Source organism: Streptomyces krungchingensis (assembly GCF_054729265.1).
The window spans coordinates 4,605,865-4,625,816 of record NZ_JBPUKY010000001.1; the positions used below are offsets into that span (position 1 = coordinate 4,605,865).

Consider the following 19,952-nt stretch of genomic DNA (forward strand, 5'->3'; position numbering starts at 1 on the left):
GACTACTCGACGACGAGGTTCACCTCGATGTTGCCGCGGGTGGCGTTGGAGTAGGGGCAGACCTGGTGGGCCTGCTCGACCAGCTTGCGGCCGGTGGCCTCGTCCACGGTGTCGGGCAGCTCGACGCGGAGCGTCACCTTCAGACCGAAGCCCTCGCCCTGCTTGCCGATGCCGACCTCACCGGTCACCGCGGCCTCGCTGACGTCGACCTTCGCCGCACGGCCGACGAGGCCGAGGGCGCTGGCGAAGCAGGCGGCGTAGCCGGCGGCGAACAGCTGCTCCGGGTTGGTGCCCTGCCCGTTGCCGCCCAGCTCCACCGGCGGGGCCAGCTGGATGTCCAGCTTGCCGTCGGAGCTGACGGCGCGGCCCTCACGGCCGTGGGTGGCGGTGGCGACAGCGGTGTAGAGCGCGTCCATGGAGACCATCTCTCTCAAGTCGGGGGCTTGCCGGGGCGGCCGGTCCGGCCGCCTTGCGAGCACTATTAGAGCACGCAATTCAATTGCACACAACTCAATGGCTCGCCAGGGCTATCCTTGACCCATGACCGCCACGCCCGCCCCGAGCCCCGAGAACACGTCCGCCGACGCCTTCCTCCGCCTCGACGAGCAGATCTGCTTCTCCCTGAACGCCGCCTCGCGCGCCTTCGGCGGGGTCTACCGCGTCCTCCTGAAGGACCTCGGCCTCACCTATCCCCAGTACCTGGTGATGCTGGTGCTGTGGGAGCACGGCGAGCAGCCCGTGAAGAAGCTCGGCGAACACCTGCGGCTGGACTCCGGGACACTGTCGCCGCTCCTCAAGCGCCTGGAGACGGCCGGTCTCGTACGGCGCGAGCGCAGCGCCCGCGACGAGCGCTCCGTGCATGTCCACCTCACCGAGGAGGGCGCCGCGCTGCGCGAGCGCGCCCGGGTGGTGCCGCGCCGGATCGCCGCGGCGACCGGCGCCGGCCTGGAGGAGATCCGTGAACTGCGGGCCCGCCTGGACCGGCTGACCGCGGCCCTGGACAGCGCGGCGCTGGAGGAGACCCCGGGCTGCGACTGAGCCGTCAGCCGGCCGGCGGGGTCCTGCGCACGTACAGCCGCAGTGTCACGCCCTCCCGCACCACCTGCTCCCGGGGCGCGAACCCCTCCTCGACCACGGCGAGCTTGACCCGCTCGGTCGCGCTGCGCGGGTACCAGGACGGGCTCAGCGCGAAGGGCTCGGCCACCAACCACACCCGGTCGAGCCGGCCCAGCCGGCGGCGCAGCTCCTCCGGTCCCGCCTCCTGTCCGTACAGCGTCCCGGACACCGGGCCCGGCACCCTCAGGGCGACGTCGCGCACCCCGCGGAACCCGCGCGGGTACGCCAGCGCCGAGCGCCGCACGATCGACGGCAGGTACAGGACCGGGTCCCCCGGGCGCAACGCGCGCCGGGCGGCGGCGGAGACGGCGGCGAGATTGTCGGCGCCGTGATGCTCGGGCGTGCGGTCCCGGCGCATCAGGGGCAGTTGGGCGGCGAAGGCGAGGGCGACGGTCAGCACACCGGTCAGCGTGACGGCGGTGGCACCGGCGGGCCGGGGACGCGCGCGCCGCCGCACCCCGGCCAGGAGCCGCGCGCCCCTCGCCGCGGACAAGGGCCTGAGCCCGGCGTCGACACGACCCCTCGCGCGGGCGCGCGGCCTCGCCCCGGCGATCAGCGTCGCCGCGCGTTCCGCCCCGGCCGCGGCCAGCAGCGGCGCCCCGGCGAGGGCGTAGAGCACGTACCGCTCGTCGTAGAGCGGCCAGGCGCGCGAGACCGTCATCAGCACGGCCGGCGGGACCACGGTCAGGGGCAGGGCCACCGCGGCGAGCGAGAGCCCGCCGTACCGGAGCCGTGACGGCCGCACGGCGAGGGCGACGAGGAGCAGGTACGGGACGGCCATCGGCAGCGCCGGGCCCGTGAACGCCCCGAGCAGACGCCCCACGCTCCCCGGACCGGGCGGCGCCAGCCAGGCGACCTGCGCGGACTGCCCCCGCGAGACGAGGACGAGCGGCGCCAGCGCCAGCGTCGCGGCCCCGGCCGCGCACGCCCACCGCGACCACACCCGCGCCGGCACCCGGGCCAGCGCCAGCGTGCCCGCGTGCGCCAGCAGTACGAGCGCCGCCAGCTCGTGCAGCAGGCAGGTGACGGCCACCGTCCCGCCGTACGCCGCCCACCAGCCGCCCGCCCGCAAGGTCCGTGCCGCCCGGACCAGCAGCAGGGTCGCCCCCGCCGCCCCGGCCGCGACGAGCGCGTACGACCGGCCCTCCTGGGCGTAGTGCCCGGCCATCGGCGTGACGGCGTACAGCAGTCCCGCCCACAGGCCGACGCGCGGGCGGCACAGCCGCACGCCGAGCGCGGCGACGCCCCCCGCGGCCGCCGCCGCACCGGCGACGGAAGGCAGACGCAGGGCGAACTCGCCGGGGTGTGCGGCGAGGACGGGGTGCATGAGGAGGTAGTACAGGCCGTGCACCGCGTCGACGGTGTGCAGCAGGTGCCAGATCTGCGGCACCGAGCGCCGCGCGACCTGGAAGGTCACCGCCTCGTCGCGCCACATCCCGCCGCGGTCGAGCCCCCAGAGTCCGACCGCGGTCATGACGAGCACGGGCAGCAGGACGGCCACCGCTTCCGGACGTCCGCCTCCGACACGCCTCAGCCACGCACAGACCATGCGCCCAATTTTTTACTATTAACCAACCTATGCAGGGTATTGACGGCGTATCAACTCTGCTGAGGCTTTCACGCGGCTTACGATCCGGGCTTGATGAGCACCTTGAAGAGCCCCAGGAAGAGCCCCCGGTACCTGAAGAGCGCACCGGACGGACAGAGCCCGCCGGACCGGGGGAACAGCCCGCGCGGGCACCGCCCATGGGCCGTCGCCGCCGCCTGGCTGGCGACCCGCGCCCTGATGGTGTGGCTGCTCGCGCACGACCACCTCGCGCTGCTCGGCCGGAGCGGAGTCTCGCGCGAGGTGCGCCACCTGTACTTCGGCTGGTACGGCGTCCTGAAACAGGGCGCGTTCCCGGCCGGCGACCACCTGTGGCAGTACCCGCCGGGCGCCGGCCCGGTGCTGCTCGCACCCGCCCTGCTGCCGGCGCTGACGTACTTCACGGCCTTCGTGACGCTCACGCTCGCGACGGACGCGGTGATCACATGGGCGCTCACGCGCGCGGGACTCCGGCCCGGCCGCAGCCTGCGCGGCGCCGCCCTGTGGGTGCTGGCCCTCCCGCTCCTCCTGCATCTGCCGCTGGCCCGGTACGACGTCCAGGTCACCGCCTTCGGCGTCCTCTCGCTGCTGACGCTGACCCGCTCCACGCGCGCGTGCGGCGCGTTCGCCGCACTGGGCGCCCTGGTGAAGGTCTGGCCCGCGCTGGCGCTGATCGGCACACCGCGCGGCCGCACCACCCGGGAGGCGTGGACGTCGGCGGCGGTCGCCGCGGTCGCGCTGCTCGCCCTCCTCGCCGCCCTCTTCCGCAACTCCTTCGACTTCCTGCGCCAGCAGGGCGGCCGGGGCGTGCAGATCGAGTCGCTCGGCGGAACGGCCCTGGGCCTGGCGCGCCGCGCCGGATGGCCGGGCAGGGCGCGCTACCGGTACGGCGCGATGGAGTTCGTGGGCCCCTACGTCGCCCAGGTCGCCGCGGTCTCGCTGGCCCTCACCGTCGTCGCGTTCGGGCTCCTGCTGCTGTGGCGGGTGCGGGCGCGGCACTGGACGACGGCGACACCGTACGACGCGGCGCTCGCCGCCGTGCTGCTGTTCACGGTGACGAGCCGGGTGATCAGCCCCCAGTACATGGTGTGGCTGCTGGGCCTGTCGGCCGTGTGCCTGACCTCGCGGCACACCACGCAACGACCGGTGGTGGCCCTGCTGGTGGCCGCCACGGCGGTCAGCTCGGTGATCTATCCGGCCCTGTACGGCGAGGTGGTCCACAGCACCTGGACGGGCTGCGCGCTGATGGTCGTGCGCAACGGCCTGCTGGCGACCGCGGCGGGCCTCTCACTGGTGCGGCTGTGGCGGACCGGCCCCGTGGCGGCCCTGCCGGACCCGGCGGCCTCCGACCGGCACGCGCGTGCCGCCGGCGGAACTACCGTGCCCTTCCGCGCAGGACACTGAGCACCCCTTAACGGATAATTGCCCGAAACCCCTACGATTCGGGCCCTGGATCCCATGAAACCTCAGCAGCCGCAGGTCAGCGTGATCGTCATCGGGTACAACGACGCCGCCCACGTCACGGACGCGGTGTGCTCCGCGCTCGCGCAGGGCCCGGCCGTCCACGAGGTGCTCGCCGTGGACGACTGCTCGACGGACGGCAGCGGGGCCCTGCTCGAAGGCCTCGCCGCGGACGAGCCACGCCTGAGGGTGATCCGCCGTACGGCCAACAGCGGCGGCTGCGGCACCCCGCGCAACGACGGGATCGACGCCGCGACCGCCCCGTACGTGATGTTCCTGGACAGCGACGACGTGCTGCCGCCCGGCGCGGTGGACGCGCTGCTCTCGGCGGCGGACGGACAGCACACCGAGGTCGCGGCCGGCCTGTGCGTACGGCGCGAACTGCCCTCGGGCCGCGAGACCCCCTGGGAGCGCGCCCTCTACGCGAGGCCCGCCCTCGTCGCCCACCCCGCGCGGCGCGCCCGCCTGGTGCACGACACGCTCTGCGTCAACAAGCTCTACCGCACCGATTTCCTGCGCGAGCACGGCATCCGCTTCCCCGAGGGCCGCTTCCGTTACGAGGACTTCGTGTTCGGCGCGCGCGTCCTGGCCGCGGGACCGCGCATCGCCCTCGTCCCCGACACGGTCTACGTCTGGCACGTACGGCGCGACGCCGACCGCCTGTCCATCTCCCTCGACCGCGCGGACATCGGCAACTGGCGGGCTCGGACCGAGGCGAACCGGGCCGCCCACGAGATCCTCCTCGGCGCGGGCGAGAAGGGGCTGGCACGGGCCGTGCACGCCAAGTTCCTCGACCACGAACTGCGGATGTACACGCGCGAGCTGGAGCTGCGCACCCCCGAGTACCGCCGCGCGTGGTGGGACCTCACGCGCGCGTACCTGGCGGCCTTCGACGCGGCCGACCTCACGGTCAACCCGACCGCCCCGGGCCGCCTGGTCGCCCGGGTCGTGCTGGCCTCCCCCGCCCCCCGCGACCTGCCCCGTCTCACGGAACTGGCGGCCCGTCCGGCCCGGCTTCTCCCGCCGTACGCCCGCGCCGGCGACGGCACGCCCGTCTGGTCGGACGAACTGCCCCGGATCACGCTGGACCACTTCCTGGTGCGCCCCGCCCATCTGCTGCCCGCCGCCGTGGACGCGGAACTGCGGCCACGCGCGCGTGGCACCCGACTGCGGCTGCGCCTGCACGAGCTGTACGGGCGCCTGGCCGAGGCCGGTCCGGCCTCGATGGACGTGGAGTTCGTGCACCGGGACGACGGTCGGGTGGGTCTGCGCCGCCAGGTCCTTCTGCGGCCCGACCGGTACGGCGGCCTGTGGTCGGCCGAGGCGCCGGTGGACCTGTCGGCGTTCGGCGCGGGCACCTGGGACCTGCGGCTGAGGCTCCGGTTCCGCGACGGCTCCGTCCGGGACGTCACGGCGCACGCGGTCGCCGGGCGCGGTCTGCTGCGCCGCCGCGCCGTCCCGGACGCCCGTCACGGCGTACTGCTGGTGCAGCCGTACCGCACGCACTCCGGCGCGCTGGCACTGCGCACAGCGCCCGGATGGAGAGGAATGACCGAAGTGGTGCGTCGCCGCCTCCGCCGCCTGCTTCACTGATACGCGACCGAACGACCCGTGCAGCACCGGGCTCACTGACGAGGGGACGGCCCACATGACCTGGCTGATCACCGGCGGCGCCGGCTACATCGGGGCGCACGTCGTCCGCGCCATGCTCGAGGCGGACGAGCGGGCGGTGGTCTACGACGACCTGTCGACCGGGATCCCGGAGCGCGTGCCGTCCGACGTGCCGATGGTGATCGGCTCGACCCTGGACGCCGAGACGCTGGCGAGGACGATCAGGGAGCACTCCGTCACCGGTGTCGTCCATCTGGCCGCGAAGAAGCAGGTCGGCGAGTCGGTGGACCTCCCCCTGCACTACTACCGGGAGAACGTCGAGGGGCTGCGCGTCCTGCTGTCCGCCGTGACCGACGCACAGGTCCCCTCCTTCGTCTTCTCCTCCTCCGCCGCCGTGTACGGCATGCCGGACGTGGACCTGGTGCGCGAGGAGACTCCGTGCGCGCCGATGAGCCCGTACGGCGAGACCAAACTGGCGGGCGAATGGCTGGTGCGCGCGACGGGCCGTGCCACCGGCCTGTCCACGGCCTCCCTGCGGTACTTCAACGTGGCGGGCGCGGCGACACCGGAGCTGGCCGACACCGGCGTCTTCAACCTGATCCCCATGGTCTTCGAGAAGCTCACGGAGAACGCGCCGCCGCGCATCTTCGGCGACGACTACCCGACCCCCGACGGGACGTGCGTGCGCGACTACATCCATGTCGTCGACCTGGCCGAGGCCCACGTGGCCGCGGCCCGTGCCCTCCAGGCGTCCCCCGGCCGCCACATGACCCTCAACATCGGCCGCGGCGAGGGCGTTTCGGTCCGCGAGATGATCGACCGCATCAACGCCCTCACGGGCTACGACCGCCCGCCGGTGACCACCCCCCGCCGGCCCGGCGACCCGGCCCGCGTCGTCGCCTCCGCCGACCGCATCGCCACCGAGCTCGACTGGAAGGCGAAGTACGACGTCCAGGACATGATCACCTCGGCGTGGGCGGGCTGGGTGCGCCTGCACCCGGAGGCCAGCCGGTCCTGACCGCGCCAGCCGCGCCAGCCGTTCCTGACCCCGCCCACCGGTCCTGACCGCGCCCGCCGGTCCTCACTGCGCGCGCCGGCCCTGACCGCGCGCGCCGCTCCTCACCGCGCGCGCCGGTCCTGACCACCCGTGCCGGGTCGGGCCGCCGCGGGGGTCCCGCTACGCCGTGATCACAGCGCCTTGAGCGCCGCGGCCGTGGCGCGGGCCAGGCTGGCCAGGTACCCCTTGGGCAGCTTGGGCCCGCGGACCACCACCGCCCGCCAGTACAGCGGGCCGGACATCAGGTCGAGCGCGAGTTCCTGATCGACGTCCGCGCGCACCTCGCCCCGCTCGGCCGCCGCCGCGACGATCCCGCTGGCGACGCTCTGCTGCCCCTCGCGCAGCGCCTTCTGCATGGCGTCCGCGATGTCCGGGTTCCGCGCGGCCTCCGCCTGGAGGTCGGGGATGATCTGGCCGGCCACGGGATGGCGCAGGGCGCGCGAGGTGACCTCGTACAGCAGCCGCAGATCGCCCTCCAGCGAGCCCGTGTCGGGCGCGGGCAGCCCCTGGACGGCGACGGCCGAGACCAGGTCCAGGACCAGATGGAGCTTGGAGCGCCAGCGCCGGTACACGGCGGTCTTGCCGACGCCCGCGCGGCGCGCGATGCCCTCGATCGACATCCGGGCGTACCCGACGGCCGCGAGCTCCTCGAAGACGGCGGCGCGGATGGCTTCCGTCACGTCCTCACGGAGGACGGCCGCACCGGCCGGGGCCCGGCGGCGCGGGGCCTTGGCGGAGGCACTCGCGGTGGCATCGGCGTTCGTCATGCCGACCAGCATAGGCCGTTACGACGAAACGGTTGCGTTCCGACGTCGAGAAGCCCTACGCTCGCGTTGCGACGATACGGTCCCGTCCCGACGTAAGAAGATGGCAAGAACGACGTGAGACGCGTCGAGGCGGACCCCTCTCGCACCCCACCCCCCGAGCGAAAGCAGCGGATGTGAGCCAGGTCCTCGACACGCCGCCCCCGACAGCGACACCGGGCCACCCCTCCGACGACGCCTCGGCGCTCGCCGCCCGGTACGGACTCACCGTCAGCGGCGCCCGCCCGTCCCTGCCCGCGTACGTCCGCCAGCTGTGGGCGCGGCGCCACTTCATCACCGCCTTCGCCACCGCCAAGCTGACCGCGCAGTACAGCCAGGCGAAGCTCGGCCAGGTGTGGCAGGTGATGACCCCGCTGCTGAACGCGGCGGTCTACTACTTCATCTTCGGCGTGCTGCTCGGCACCAAGCACGGCGTGCCGGACTACATCCCCTTCCTCGTCACCGGCGTGTTCATCTGGACCTTCACGCAGAGCTCGATCATGGCGGGCACCCGGGCGATCTCCGGCAGCCTCGGCCTGGTCCGCGCCCTGCACTTCCCCCGGGCGGCACTGCCCGTCTCGTACGCCCTCCAGCAGCTCCAGCAGCTGCTCTTCTCGATGGCCGCGCTGGTCGTCATCCTGCTCTGCTTCGGCGTCCCGCTGAGCTTCTCCTGGCTGCTCGCGGTGCCCGTCCTGGTCCTGCAGTTCACGTTCAACGCGGGCATCGCGATGATCATGGCGCGGATGGGTGCCAAGACGCCCGACATCGCGCAGCTCATGCCGTTCCTGCTGCGCACCTGGATGTACGTCTCCGGAGTCATGTGGAGCATCGACAAGGTGCTCAGCAAGAGCGACCTGCCGCACTGGGCGATGGTCCTCCTGGAGAGCAACCCGGCGGCCGTCTACATCGACCTGATGCGCTTCGCCCTGATCGACAGCTTCCACGCGCACCAACTGCCGCACCACGTATGGGCGCTGGCCATCGGCTGGGCACTCGTCGCGGGCGTCGGCGGCTTCATCTACTTCTGGAAGGCTGAGGAGACGTACGGCCGTGGCTGACACCATCACCCTGACCGAGGACATCCGGCCCCAGGACCCGGCCGCCGCGGCCGAGGCCCGCGTGCCCACCGTCATCGCCGACCGCGTCGACATCGTCTACCGCGTCAACGGCACCGGCGCGGGCCGCGGCAGCGCGACCGCCGCGCTCAACCGCATCCTGCGCCGCAAACACGCCGAGAAGGCGGCGGGCGTCCGCAAGGTGCACGCCGTCAAGAGCGTCTCCTTCACCGCGTACAAGGGCGAGGCCATCGGCCTGATCGGCACCAACGGCTCCGGCAAGTCGACCCTCCTGAAGGCCGTCGCCGGCCTGCTGCCGGTGGAGAACGGCAGGATCTACACCAACGGCCAGCCCTCGCTGCTCGGCGTCAACGCGGCCCTGATGAACGACCTCACCGGCGAGCGCAACGTCCACCTCGGCGGTCTCGCGATGGGCATGTCCAAGGAACAGGTCCGCGAGCGCTACCAGGAGATCGTCGACTTCTCGGGCATCAACGAGAAGGGCGACTTCATCACGCTCCCCATGCGCACCTACTCCTCCGGCATGGCCGCCCGGCTCCGCTTCTCCATCGCCGCGGCCAAGGACCACGACGTCCTGATGATCGACGAGGCCCTGGCGACCGGCGACCGTTCCTTCCAGAGGCGCTCCGAGGCCCGCATCCGCGAACTGCGCAAGCACGCGGGCACCGTCTTCCTGGTCAGCCACAACAACAAGTCGATCCGGGACACCTGCGACCGGGTGCTCTGGCTGGAGCGCGGCGAACTGCGCATGGACGGGCCGACGGAGGACGTCCTCAAGGAGTACGAGAAGTTCACGGGCAAGTAGGGCGGGCGGCGCCCGCGCGGCCCTGAGCACCCGCGCGGGCCCGCCTCACCCCGGCGGCTCACCTCTCCAGGAAGGCGAACAGGTCCTCCCAGCGGCGCACGATCTCCTCCGCCGCGTAGCGCTGGATGTTCACCCGGGCCGCCTCGCCCATCGCGTCCCGCATCTGCTTGTCGGACATCAGCGTGTCCATCCGGCGGGCGAGTTCGCCGGTGTTGCCGAGAGTGGCGAGCAGGCCGTCCTCGCCGTCGCGGATGATCTCGTGCACGCCCGGCGCGCAGTCGAACGCGGCGCACGGCACCCCCGCCGCCATGGCCTCCATGACCGCCAGTGGGAAGCCCTCGCCGCGCGAGGGCAGCACGAAGACGGAGCTGTCGCGCAGCGCGCCCGGCACATCGCTCGTCGGGCCCATCCAGTCGACGCTGCCGTCGAGACCCAGCGTGGTGCACCGCTCCTGAAGGATCTCCTCGTCCTCCCCCGTCCCGTAGATCCGCAGCCGCCACCCGGGGTGGTTCGGCGCGACCTCGGCCCAGGCGTCGAGCAGCATGTCGATGCCCTTCTGGTCGTGCAGCCGGCCGATGCTGACGACGGCCTTCTCGGTGCGCGGGGAGGGCGTCTCGGGCATGAACGGGATCGGGTTCGGCATGAAGGAGGCGTTGTTCATGCCCTGCCGGATCCACAGATCGGCGTCCTCCCGGGTGAGCGCCAGCATCCGGTCGACGTTCCGGTAGTGCCGCTGCACCCGCCCGAAGCGGGAGGTCTTCCGGCAGTAGGCGAACGACTCGTGGCTCATGCCGACGACGAGGAGACCGGTCGTGTCGGCGAGCGCCACCCACTCCATGGCCCACACCTGGGTGACGATCACGACGGCGCCGGGACGCGCGGCCCGGAAGAGCGCGGTCAGCTTGGCGGCCTGCTCCCGCATGCCCTCCGCGCGCGCGGTGCGCCGTCTGCGCTCGGCCACGTTGAGCCGCCCCTTCAGCCCGCGCATGGGTCCGATCTGAGGCGGATGGACGTCGTACAGCGTGGTGGTGGGGTACGCCGTCTCGCCCAGCTCCTGCGGGACTTCGGGCTCGGTGATGCCGACGACGTGCACGCGGTGGCCGCGCCCGGTGAACAGGCGGGCCATCTGGTGCGACCAGCTGGTCACCCCGCCCAGCTCGTCGACGCTGTTGGAGACGATGAAGACGTCCCGCGGACACTCGCTCGTGCCGGTCGCGACGCTCCCCGCCGGCCGCTCGGTCAGCCACGCCTGGTCGCTCATGCACGCCTCCACTGCGCGAAGAACTGGTCGACCACGCTGCGGGCCGAGGTCCCCTTGTCGTACTCCCCGAACTCGGCGGTGAACCGCTCGCGCGCGGCCGCGTACTTGACCGTCTGCTCCTCCAGCGAGCCGAGGACGGCGTGCAGTTCGTCCTCGGTGCGCACCACCGGGCCGGGCGCGCGCTCCATCAGGTCGAAGTAGGTGCCGCGGCCCTCGTTCACGTACTCGTCGTAGTCATAGGCGAAGAAGAACATCGGCCGGTCCAGCAGTGCGTAGTCGAACATCACGGACGAGTAGTCGGTGATCAGCCCGTCGGCGAGGGCCAGCAGCGGGGTCATGTCGTGGTGTGCGGTCACGTCGACGACCCGGCCGCGCACGGAGGGCGGCAGCACGACGTGGTTGAGGTAGTGGGAGCGTACGAGGAGGACGTAGCGGTCGCCGAAGGTGTCGGCGAAGCTCTCCACGTCGAAGGGCAGCTCGAACCGCCGCGGTGCGCCGCCGTGCTGCCGGAAGGTCGGGGCGTACAGCAGGACCTGCCGGTCGTCGGGGATGCCCAGCTCGGCGGCGAGCGGACCGCGTACGCGTCGTCCCGACGACTCCTCCAGTTCCCTGGTCCGCACCAGTTCGTCGTTGCGCGGGTAGCCCACCCGCAGCAGGGTCCGCTCCTGGAGCCGGAACGCCCGTGCGAGCGTGCGCACATCGTGCTCGGAGCGGATCAGGAACCGGTCGAAGCGGTCGAGGACTCGCTGCTGGACCTCCTGCTGCGCACGGGACTTGAGTTTCCAGCCCGGTTCGTCGAAGCCCATCCGCTTGAGCGCCGAGCCGTGCCAGGTCTGGATGTACGTGGTCTCCGGGCGTTTGGTGAGCTTCAGCGGATAGCTCTGGTTGTCGACCCAGAACTCGGCCTGGGCGAGCGCCTTGAGGTACGGCAGGGACCAGCGGCGTACGAGCGTGGCGTCGGCGGGGAATCCGTCGGGACTGCCCGCGTACGACCAGACGGCCTCGAACCGGAGGTCCTGGCGGCGCATCTCCTCGTAGACGGCCTTGGGGCTGTCGCTGTACTGCCGGCCCAGGTGGCTCTCGAAGACGACGAGGCCTTTGCGCACCGGCAGCCTGCTGAACACCTCGTGGTACAGCCGGATCTTGGTGTCGCCGGAGGTGAGCCGTTTGCGCAGGGACTTGGCCTTGCGGTAGCGGGACTTGGCGAGTCGGGCGACCTTGCCGTGCACCTGTCTCTGGAGGAGTTCGTTGGCCTTCTTGTCCGGGACCAGCCGGAAGGCGAGGTGGCCGCGTGTGGAGATCACCGGCTCGATGCGGTCGGCCACCAGCCGGGTGAGGCGGGGGCGCACCGGCACCCGGCCGGCGAACGGGCCGGGGCCCGCGGCCGTGAGCCGGGTCGAGGTGCGTGCGCCGTCGACGTCCAGGCGCAGGCGCACGTCCCACACCGCGTCGACGAGGCCCAGCGGACGCAGGGCGGTCAGGTCCGGCGCGGCCTCCCAGACGAGGGACTCGCCCTCGTTCCGCACGCTCGCCACGGGGAAGCGGAAGGTCTGGAAGCGCACACCGGCTCGCCGGGCGTAGAACTCCAGCTCCGCGGTGAGCCGCGCCCCGGGCGGGACGACACCGAGCGGGTTGACGATGCGCCCGGCGAGGCGCACGGTGCCGCCCGCTCCCCGGGGGCCCTCGTAGTGGGTGAGCGCGTTGCGCAGGAACATCCTCTCGACCGGCCTGGTGTGATAGCCGAATTCGGTGACGTCCAGGACGTGCCGGCCGAACGGGTCGCCGAGGTGCTCGGCGCACCAGTACACCCGCCCGTCGCGCTCCACGAGCGAGGAGGAGATCTTGTCGCGGTTGATGAGCGTGTCCACGGCGGGCAGCAGGTTGTCCCAGTCGCCCATCTGGAGGAGATAGGCGCAGATGGCGTGGATGGGTTCGGCCTGGTCGAAGGCGGCCCGGTCGATCGACTCCAGGTACTGCCGCGCGATCCCGGCGAACTCCCGCCGGTAGGGCGCGTCGCGGGAGGGCAGCTCCCGCAGGTGCAGCACCAGGTCGTGCTTGAGGAACTTCACGTCCTTGGCGAACTTCAGCTCCAGCATGCCGCGTTCCGCGAGGAGCCGGTCCACCCGACGGTGGATCTCCATGCGGTGCGCGAAGTTGGCGATCTCGTCGCGCCGGTTGCTGATGGACCGCGCCGCCGTCTCGGCCGGCTTCTCCACGACCCGCCATTCGTAGACCCGGTTGGGGATGAGCGTGATGCGGCGGGCGGCGGCGTAGGCCTGGGCGGAGAAGAGCAGGTCCTCGTAGTGGATGCCGACCGGGAACTCCAGCCGTTCGTCGAGCAGGAACCGCCTGCGGTAGCACTTGTTCGTCGACAGGGTGTCGAAGACCATCAGGTCGGGCAGCTCGGTGATCGACTCCAGGGTGCGGGTGCGCTCGTACAGCCAGGGGTACCACTTGACCTGCTTGCGCGTGCGCGAGTCGACGTGCACCCGCACGCACAGGCCGGAGACGAGGTCGGCGCCGGTGGTCTCGGCGGCCTCCAGCATGTTGCGGCAGGCGTTGCGTTCCAGCACGTCGTCGCTGTCGAGGAAGAGGACGTAGTCGCCACGGGCCTCGGCGATGCCGCGATTGCGGGGGGCGCCGCAGCCGCCGCTGTTCTCGGGCAGGCGGAACGCGCGGACGCGGTCGGGGTGCTGGGCGGCGAGCAGTCGCGCCGTCTCGTACGAACCGTCCGTGCTGCGGTCGTCGACGATGACGACCTCGACGCCGTGCAGCGTCTGGTCCAGGACTGAGCGCACGGCCGTGGGCAGTCGGTCGGCGTCGTTGTAGACGATGACGACCACGGAGACGGCGGGGCCGGCCGGCGCGCGACATTGATCCACATTCATCCTATTAATCGTAGACACCATGTCCCGCTTTGCGGCGTTATCGACCGTGCTTCGCGTGTTGGAAGACCCAGGTCCGGTACACCACGAAGCGGAAGGCCGACGCCAGCACGATCGACAGCGCCTTGGCGACGTTCGACGCGAGCGGACCGCTCATCCCGAAACTGCGGTAGCCGAGGTAGAACAGGGCGCTCTCCATGGCGACACCGAGACCGCTGAACGCGAAGAAGAGGACGATCTGCCGCGTGGTGCGCGAGGCGCGGTCCCGATAGGCGAAGAACCGGAAACCGAGGTAATTGGTACCCATGGCGACGCAGCTGGCGATCACCGTGGCGACCATCGGAGGCCGTGCCAGACCGTGCAGCAGCAGATTGAAGAAGAGGATGTTGACCGCGACACCACTGCCGCCGACCACCGAGAACCTGGCCACTTCGAGGGCGAGTCGGCGGGTGCGCACGAACGGCCTGGAGCGGGGAGCGGGCACGGCCGCGACCGGGGCCCGCCGCTCGCCGAGTTGCACTGTCACGGGTCCGAATCCTCCAGCCAGCCGTCGACGATCGGGCCAAACCTAAACTAAATGTCCTATTTAGCATGAATGGGTAAATTCAAGGCCCTATTCCCTTCGGAGGTCGGAAAGAAAAGCCCGATCAGGCCGCGCCGGAAAACACGAACGGGGGCGCCCCGGACCTCGTACGAGATCCGGGGCGCCCCCTCGGCGTATCGCCGTGTCGCCCTACGTCCTGAGGGACGGCCTACGAATGCGTCCGCATCAGCGTGCGCATCGTCCGCATCGCCACCGACAGGTTCGCCAGGTCGAACGCGTCCGACCCCTGGATCTCCTCCAGCGTCGTGCGCGCCCGGCCGAGGATCGCCGCGTTCTTCTCCTCCCAGGCCTTGAAGCGCTGCTCGGGAGTCGCGGAGTCGCTGCCGGCGGCCAGGACGTCCGCCGTCAGGGCCGCGTGCGCCGCGTACAGGTCCTCACGGATCGAGGCACGGGCCATGGACTGCCAGCGGTCCGCGCGCGGCAGTTCGATGATGCGGTCCATGAGCTGGGTGATGCCGAGACGGTCGGCGAGGTCGTAGTAGACCTCGGCGACGGCCATCGGGTCCTTGCCCATCCGGTCGGCCACCGCGGCGATGTCCAGCGTCGGGAAGGCGGAGGAGAACCCGGCCACCCGGGTGGCCAGTTCGTCCGGGACACCCGCGCCCGTCAGCTCGTCGTAGATCTGCTGGTACCACTCGAGGTCGGCACCGCGCAGCAGCTTCGGCAGCTCGGACCAGACCTGCTCGACGCCCGCGCTGAAGAAGCCGATCGTCTCGGCGAGCTGGAGCGGCTGCGGCCGGTTGTTGAGCAGCCAGCGCGTGCCGCGCTCCACCAGACGGCGCGAGTGCAGCCGGATACGGGTCTGGACGTCGGCGGCGACGATGTTGTCGAGCGCCTCCACCGCGTCCCACACCTTGCTCGACTCGAAGATCGCGCGGGCCGCGGTCTGCGCCCGGACGATCTCCTCCAGCGACGCGCCGGTCTCCTCGCGCAGCCGGTGCAGGAAGCTCGTACCGCCCGTGTTGACCGTGTCGTTGACCAGGACGGTCGTGACGATCTCGCGGCGCAGCGCATGCCCGTCGATCTGCTCGCGGAGCTTCTCGCGCAGCGCGCTCGGGAAGTACGCCAGCAGCAGCCTCTCCAGGTGCGGATCGTCCGGCAGCGACGTGGCGAGCAGTTCCTCGGCGACCGTGATCTTCGTGTAGGCGAGGAGGACGGCCGTCTCCGGGCCGGTCAGGCCCAGCCCGGCGACCATCCGCTCCCGGATCTGCCGGTCGCTGGGCAGGAACTCCAGCGCCCGGTCGAGGTGGCCCTCGCGCACCAGGTGGCGGATGAACCGCTGCTGGGCGTGGAGCATGCTCGGCGACTGGGCCAGCGCGTTGGCGATCGCCACGTTCTGCGCGTAGTTGTTGCGCAGGACCAGCGCGCCGACCTCGTCGGTCATCTCGGCGAGCAGCTTGTTGCGCTGCTTGACCGTCAGATCGCCGTTGGCCACCACCGCGTTGAGCAGGATCTTGATGTTCACCTCGTGGTCGGAGGTGTCCACGCCCGCGCTGTTGTCGATGGCGTCGGTGTTGATCTTGCCGCCCTGCTGGGCGAACTCGATCCGGCCGAGCTGGGTCAGACCCAGGTTGCCGCCCTCGCCGACGACCTTGACGCGCAGGTCGGCGCCGTCCACGCGGATGGCGTCGTTGGCCTTGTCGCCCACGTCGGCGTGCGACTCCGCGGACGACTTCACGTACGTGCCGATGCCGCCGTTCCACAGCAGGTCGACCGGCGCCTGGAGGATCGCCTTCATCAGGTCGGCCGGGGTCATCTTGGCGACGCCCGACTCGATGCCGAGGGCCTCACGGATGTGCGCGTTGACCGGGATCGCCTTGGCGGTGCGCGGGAAGACGCCACCGCCGGCGGAGATCAGCTCGGTGTCGTAGTCGGCCCACGAGGAGCGCGGCAGCTCGAACAGGCGGCGGCGCTCGGCGTACGAGGTCTCCGCGTCCGGGGTCGGGTCGATGAAGATGTGCCGGTGGTCGAACGCGGCGACCAGACGGATGTGCTCGGAGAGCAGCATGCCGTTGCCGAACACGTCACCGGACATGTCGCCGACGCCGACGACCGTGAAGTCCTGCGTCTGGGTGTTCACGCCCAGCTCCCGGAAGTGCCGCTTGACGGACTCCCAGGCGCCGCGGGCGGTGATGCCCATGCCCTTGTGGTCGTAGCCGGCCGAGCCACCGGAGGCGAAGGCGTCGCCGAGCCAGAAGTTGTAGCTCTCGGCGACCTCGTTGGCGATGTCCGAGAACGTCGCGGTGCCCTTGTCGGCGGCGACGACGAGGTAGGTGTCCTCCCCGTCGTGACGCACCACGTCGACCGGCGGCACGACCTCCCCGCCGACCATGTTGTCGGTGATGTCGAGCAGCGCGGAGATGAAGGTGCGGTAGCTGCGGATGCCCTCGGCCAGCCAGGCGTCGCGGTCCACCGACGGGTCCGGCAACTGCTTGGCGACGAAGCCGCCCTTGGCGCCGACCGGCACGATGACGGTGTTCTTCACCATCTGCGCCTTGACCAGGCCGAGGATCTCCGTGCGGAAGTCCTCACGGCGGTCGGACCAGCGCAGACCGCCTCGCGCGACCTTGCCGAAGCGCAGGTGCACGCCTTCGACGCGCGGCGAGTACACCCAGATCTCGTACGCCGGCCGCGGCGCCGGGAGGTCCGGGATGGCGGTCGGGTCGAACTTCATCGAGACGTACTCGTGCGGCTTGCCGCCGAGCGCCTCCTGGAAGAAGTTCGTCCGCAGGGTCGCCTTGATGAGGTGCAGGAAGGACCGCAGGATCCGGTCCTCGTCGAGCGAGGCGACCTGGTCGAGCGCGGCGTCCAGCTCCTCCAGCAGGGCGTCGGTCAGCTCGACGCCGGCACGCTGGCGGTCCGGCGACATCCGCGCCTCGAACAGCGAGACCAGCAGCCGGGTGGTGTGGACGTTGTTGCGGAGGGTGTCCTCCATGTAGTCCTGGCTGAAGGTGGATCCGGCCTGGCGCAGGTACTTCGCGTACGCGCGCAGCACCATCGCCTGCCGCCAGTTCAGCCCGGCGCTGAGCACGAGGGCGTTGAAGCCGTCGTTCTCGGCCTCGCCGGTCCAGGTGGCGGAGAAGGCCTCCTGGAACCGCTCGCGGCCGTCGTCGCCGAGGGCGTCGCCGTTGCCGTTCGTGGACTTGGGCAGGCGCAGCCCGAAGTCGTAGATCCAGGCCGTCGTACGGTCCGAGCAGCGCAGCTCGTACGGACGCTCGTCGGTGACCTCGACGCCCATGCGGTTGAGGGCCGGGAGGACCGCGGAGAGCGAGACCTGCTCACCGGTGCGGTAGATCTTGAAACGGCGCTCGCCGGGCGCGGCGCCCACCGGCTCGTACAGGCTGAGCGCGAAGTCCTTGCTCGCGTCCTGCGTGAGCGCCTGGAGGTGGACCAGGTCGGCGACCGCGGCGCGCGGGGTGTGGTCGGCCTTGTAGCCCTCGGGGAACGCGTTGCCGTAGCGGCGCAGCAGTTCGGCGGCGCGCTCCTCACCGCACTCGGCGGTCAGGGCCTCCGCGAAGCCGTCGGCCCAGGAGCGGGCGGCCTCGACGAGCCGCGCCTCGATGCGGTCCTTGTCGTTGTCGGACAGCTGCGGCAGCTCGGTGCCCGGCTCGACCCGGACCACGAAGTGCAGCCGGGACAGGATCGACTCGGTGTTCCAGGCCGTGAAGTCGACGCTGGTGCCGTGCAGCTCTTCCTTCAGGATGTCGATGATCCGCAGGCGCACACCGGTGGTGTAGCGGTCGCGCGGCAGGTAGACGAGGGCCGAGTAGTAGCGGCCGTACTCGTCCTGGCGCAGGTAGAGCCGCAGCCGGCGCCGCTCCTGGAGGTACAGGACGGACGTCACGATCGAGCGGAGCTCGTCCACGGGCGTCTGGAACAGCTCGTCGCGCGGGTAGGTCTCCAGGATCTGGAGCAGGTCGCGGCCGTCGTGGCTGTTGGGCGAGAAGCCCGCGCCCCTGAGGACCTCCTCGACCTTGCGGCGGATGACGGGCACCCGGCGCACGGACTCGGTGTAGGCGGCGGACGAGAACAGGCCCAGGAAGCGCCGCTCCCCGACCACGTTCCCCTGCTCGTCGAACTTCTTGACGCCGACGTAGTCCAGGTACGACGGACGGTGCACGGTCGCCCGGCTGTTCGCCTTGGTCAGGACCAGCAGCTTGTGCTCACGGGCCTTGGCGCGCGCGTCGGCGGGCAGCCGCTCGAAGGACGGGCTGACCGGGTGGCTGTCCTCGCCGGCGTGGTGCGGGTCGGAGCGCAGGATGCCGAGGCCGGTGCCCGGCACGGCGGCCAGCGAGTCGTCGTCGCGCAGCTCGTACTCCCGGTACCCCAGGAAGGTGAAGTGGTCGTCCGAGAGCCAGCGCAGCAGCTCACGGGCCTCCTCGACCTCCTGGTCGCGCAGGTCGCCGGCGGTCGGCTCGGCGGGCAGCTCCTCCGCGATGCGCAGCGCGGCGTCGCGCATCTTCTCCCAGTCCTCGACGGCCTCGCGGACGTCGGACAGGACGCGCAGCAGGTCGGAGGTGATCTGCTTCAGGTCGGCCCGGTCGGTCTCACGGTCGATCTCGACGTGGATCCACGACTCGACGTGCGCGTCGTGCGGCAGCTCCTCGGCGGCCGGACGGGCGGGCAGCACCTCGATGAGCTTGCCGGTCAGATCGCGCCGCACCACGAACTGCGGGTGGATGACGACGTGGATGCCGCGCCCCTGACGGGACAGCTCGTTGGTGACCGAGTCGACGAGGAAGGGCATGTCGTCGGTGACGACCTCGACGACGGAGTGGCTGCAGGTCCAGCCGTTCTCCTCGACGGTCGGCGTGTGGACCCGCACGTTGGCCGTGCCCTGTGGGCGGTTCTCGGCCAGCCGGTAGTGCGAGAAGGCGGCTCCGAAGACATCGACCGGGTCACGGTCGGTGAGGTCCTCCGGGGCTGTGTGCAGGTAGTAGCGCTGGAGGAACGCGAGCACGGTGTCCCGGTCGGGGGTGCCCTCGCCCGTCGTCCCAGTCGGTAGGTGCCCCCCGACCGGGCTGTTCTCAGCTACCCGGGCGGCCCGTTCGAGCAGCTCGGCCTTGGCTTCGTCCAGCTTGGTCTGCATTGTCCTCTGGCTCCTGTCGCGCGCCGTTGCGTGACGTTGATGGAAGTACGGTCTCGGTGCTTCCGGCGTGACGCCGTGACGCGGGGTGTCCGGTCTGGTCCGACGCTATGCCGCAAGATGAGATGGGCGGGGGGTTATCGGTCATTCTCGACACCGCCGGGGACTGTGACACCGCTCTCGCCGGAGTCCGTTCCCGGGGCGCCGTCGACGTACGGAGGGCACTCGGCCCGCTCGCCGTCGTCCTGTCCCGCCCGCGAAGATCAGCGATTGCCGCCCGGTCACGGATGTGGTCCGTGCTCTCCGGGCGCGGGGCAGGGGCGACGATGCCCCCGCGAGATATCGCGCTGATCACGCCACAAGGCTATCGCCCTCCACCCCGCACCCGTCATGAGCCGTATGTGTACAAAACCGGGGGTGGAACTTTGACAGTATGCACAGGGACGAAAGGGGCGAGGGCATGCAGTGAGGGCCGAGACGGGGGTGACCGGCCGGGCTCCGGGACGACTCCGCGCGGCCGGAAATGCACCCCCGGTCCGCGGCCGGAAACGCACCGGTGCCCTCTGGGGGTTTCGTTTGGATCAGGTCGGATCAGGCCGCGG

Annotated in this window: 13 protein-coding genes; 6 read left to right on the forward strand and 7 right to left on the reverse strand. The window is 71.4% G+C overall.

Annotation, left to right across the window (positions count from 1 at the left end):
* Nucleotides 1-2: 2 nt before the first annotated feature.
* A complete protein-coding gene (locus ACSYGO_RS20315) occupies nucleotides 3-416 on the reverse strand; it encodes an organic hydroperoxide resistance protein (RefSeq protein ID WP_426675425.1) in 414 nt (137 codons plus the stop codon).
* Between the two features lie 124 nt (nucleotides 417-540).
* Here ACSYGO_RS20315 and ACSYGO_RS20320 point away from each other — a divergent pair, with 124 nt between their 5' ends.
* Nucleotides 541-1,038 carry a MarR family winged helix-turn-helix transcriptional regulator gene (locus ACSYGO_RS20320; RefSeq protein ID WP_460387202.1) on the forward strand — a complete coding sequence of 166 codons (498 nt, stop codon included), beginning with the start codon at nucleotides 541-543 and terminating at the stop codon, nucleotides 1,036-1,038.
* A 4-nt stretch (nucleotides 1,039-1,042) separates the two neighbouring features.
* On the opposite strand, the gene ACSYGO_RS20325 is transcribed toward ACSYGO_RS20320, so the two are convergent.
* The gene (locus tag ACSYGO_RS20325) at nucleotides 1,043-2,665 is read right to left on the reverse strand and encodes a glycosyltransferase family 39 protein (RefSeq protein WP_460387203.1); all 1,623 of its coding nucleotides are present in this window, start codon (nucleotides 2,663-2,665) and stop codon (nucleotides 1,043-1,045) included.
* A gap of 237 nt (nucleotides 2,666-2,902) precedes the next feature.
* Here ACSYGO_RS20325 and ACSYGO_RS20330 point away from each other — a divergent pair, with 237 nt between their 5' ends.
* The 3 genes from ACSYGO_RS20330 to galE are packed head-to-tail and all read left to right on the forward strand — an operon-like array spanning nucleotide 2,903 to nucleotide 6,791.
* The gene (locus tag ACSYGO_RS20330; RefSeq protein ID WP_460389741.1) at nucleotides 2,903-4,105 is read left to right on the forward strand and encodes a glycosyltransferase 87 family protein; all 1,203 of its coding nucleotides are present in this window, start codon (nucleotides 2,903-2,905) and stop codon (nucleotides 4,103-4,105) included.
* A 54-nt stretch (nucleotides 4,106-4,159) separates the two neighbouring features.
* Complete coding sequence (locus ACSYGO_RS20335) at nucleotides 4,160-5,755, forward strand: glycosyltransferase family 2 protein (RefSeq protein WP_460387204.1); 1,596 nt, start codon at nucleotides 4,160-4,162, stop codon at nucleotides 5,753-5,755.
* Nucleotides 5,756-5,810: 55 nt separating this feature from the next.
* Complete coding sequence (gene galE, locus ACSYGO_RS20340) at nucleotides 5,811-6,791, forward strand: UDP-glucose 4-epimerase GalE (RefSeq protein ID WP_460387205.1); 981 nt, start codon at nucleotides 5,811-5,813, stop codon at nucleotides 6,789-6,791.
* 170 nt (nucleotides 6,792-6,961) lie between these two features.
* On the opposite strand, the gene ACSYGO_RS20345 is transcribed toward galE, so the two are convergent.
* Nucleotides 6,962-7,609: a TetR/AcrR family transcriptional regulator gene (locus tag ACSYGO_RS20345; RefSeq protein ID WP_426675420.1), complete on the reverse strand. Its 648-nt coding sequence runs from the start codon at nucleotides 7,607-7,609 to the stop codon at nucleotides 6,962-6,964.
* Between the two features lie 161 nt (nucleotides 7,610-7,770).
* Here ACSYGO_RS20345 and ACSYGO_RS20350 point away from each other — a divergent pair, with 161 nt between their 5' ends.
* Nucleotides 7,771-8,691 carry an ABC transporter permease gene (locus ACSYGO_RS20350; protein WP_426675419.1) on the forward strand — a complete coding sequence of 307 codons (921 nt, stop codon included), beginning with the start codon at nucleotides 7,771-7,773 and terminating at the stop codon, nucleotides 8,689-8,691.
* On the forward strand, nucleotides 8,684-9,514 hold the full coding sequence (locus tag ACSYGO_RS20355; RefSeq protein ID WP_426675418.1) for an ABC transporter ATP-binding protein: 831 nt from the start codon (nucleotides 8,684-8,686) through the stop codon (nucleotides 9,512-9,514). Before ACSYGO_RS20350 ends, ACSYGO_RS20355 begins: the two co-directional genes overlap by 8 nt.
* 58 nt (nucleotides 9,515-9,572) lie before the next feature.
* Here the strand turns inward: ACSYGO_RS20355 and ACSYGO_RS20360 are convergent, their stop codons facing one another.
* From ACSYGO_RS20360 to ACSYGO_RS20375, 4 genes are all read right to left on the reverse strand, one after another.
* Nucleotides 9,573-10,775: a glycosyltransferase gene (locus ACSYGO_RS20360; protein WP_432172220.1), complete on the reverse strand. Its 1,203-nt coding sequence runs from the start codon at nucleotides 10,773-10,775 to the stop codon at nucleotides 9,573-9,575.
* Nucleotides 10,772-13,663, reverse strand: coding sequence for a bifunctional glycosyltransferase/CDP-glycerol:glycerophosphate glycerophosphotransferase (locus ACSYGO_RS20365; protein WP_460387206.1), 2,892 nt, complete (start codon nucleotides 13,661-13,663; stop codon nucleotides 10,772-10,774). Before ACSYGO_RS20365 ends, ACSYGO_RS20360 begins: the two co-directional genes overlap by 4 nt.
* Before the next feature lie 37 nt (nucleotides 13,664-13,700).
* Nucleotides 13,701-14,186: a GtrA family protein gene (locus ACSYGO_RS20370; protein WP_426675415.1), complete on the reverse strand. Its 486-nt coding sequence runs from the start codon at nucleotides 14,184-14,186 to the stop codon at nucleotides 13,701-13,703.
* A gap of 226 nt (nucleotides 14,187-14,412) precedes the next feature.
* Nucleotides 14,413-19,353, reverse strand: a complete 4,941-nt coding sequence (locus tag ACSYGO_RS20375; RefSeq protein WP_432172222.1) for an NAD-glutamate dehydrogenase — start codon at nucleotides 19,351-19,353, stop codon at nucleotides 14,413-14,415.
* Nucleotides 19,354-19,952: the final 599 nt, after the last annotated feature.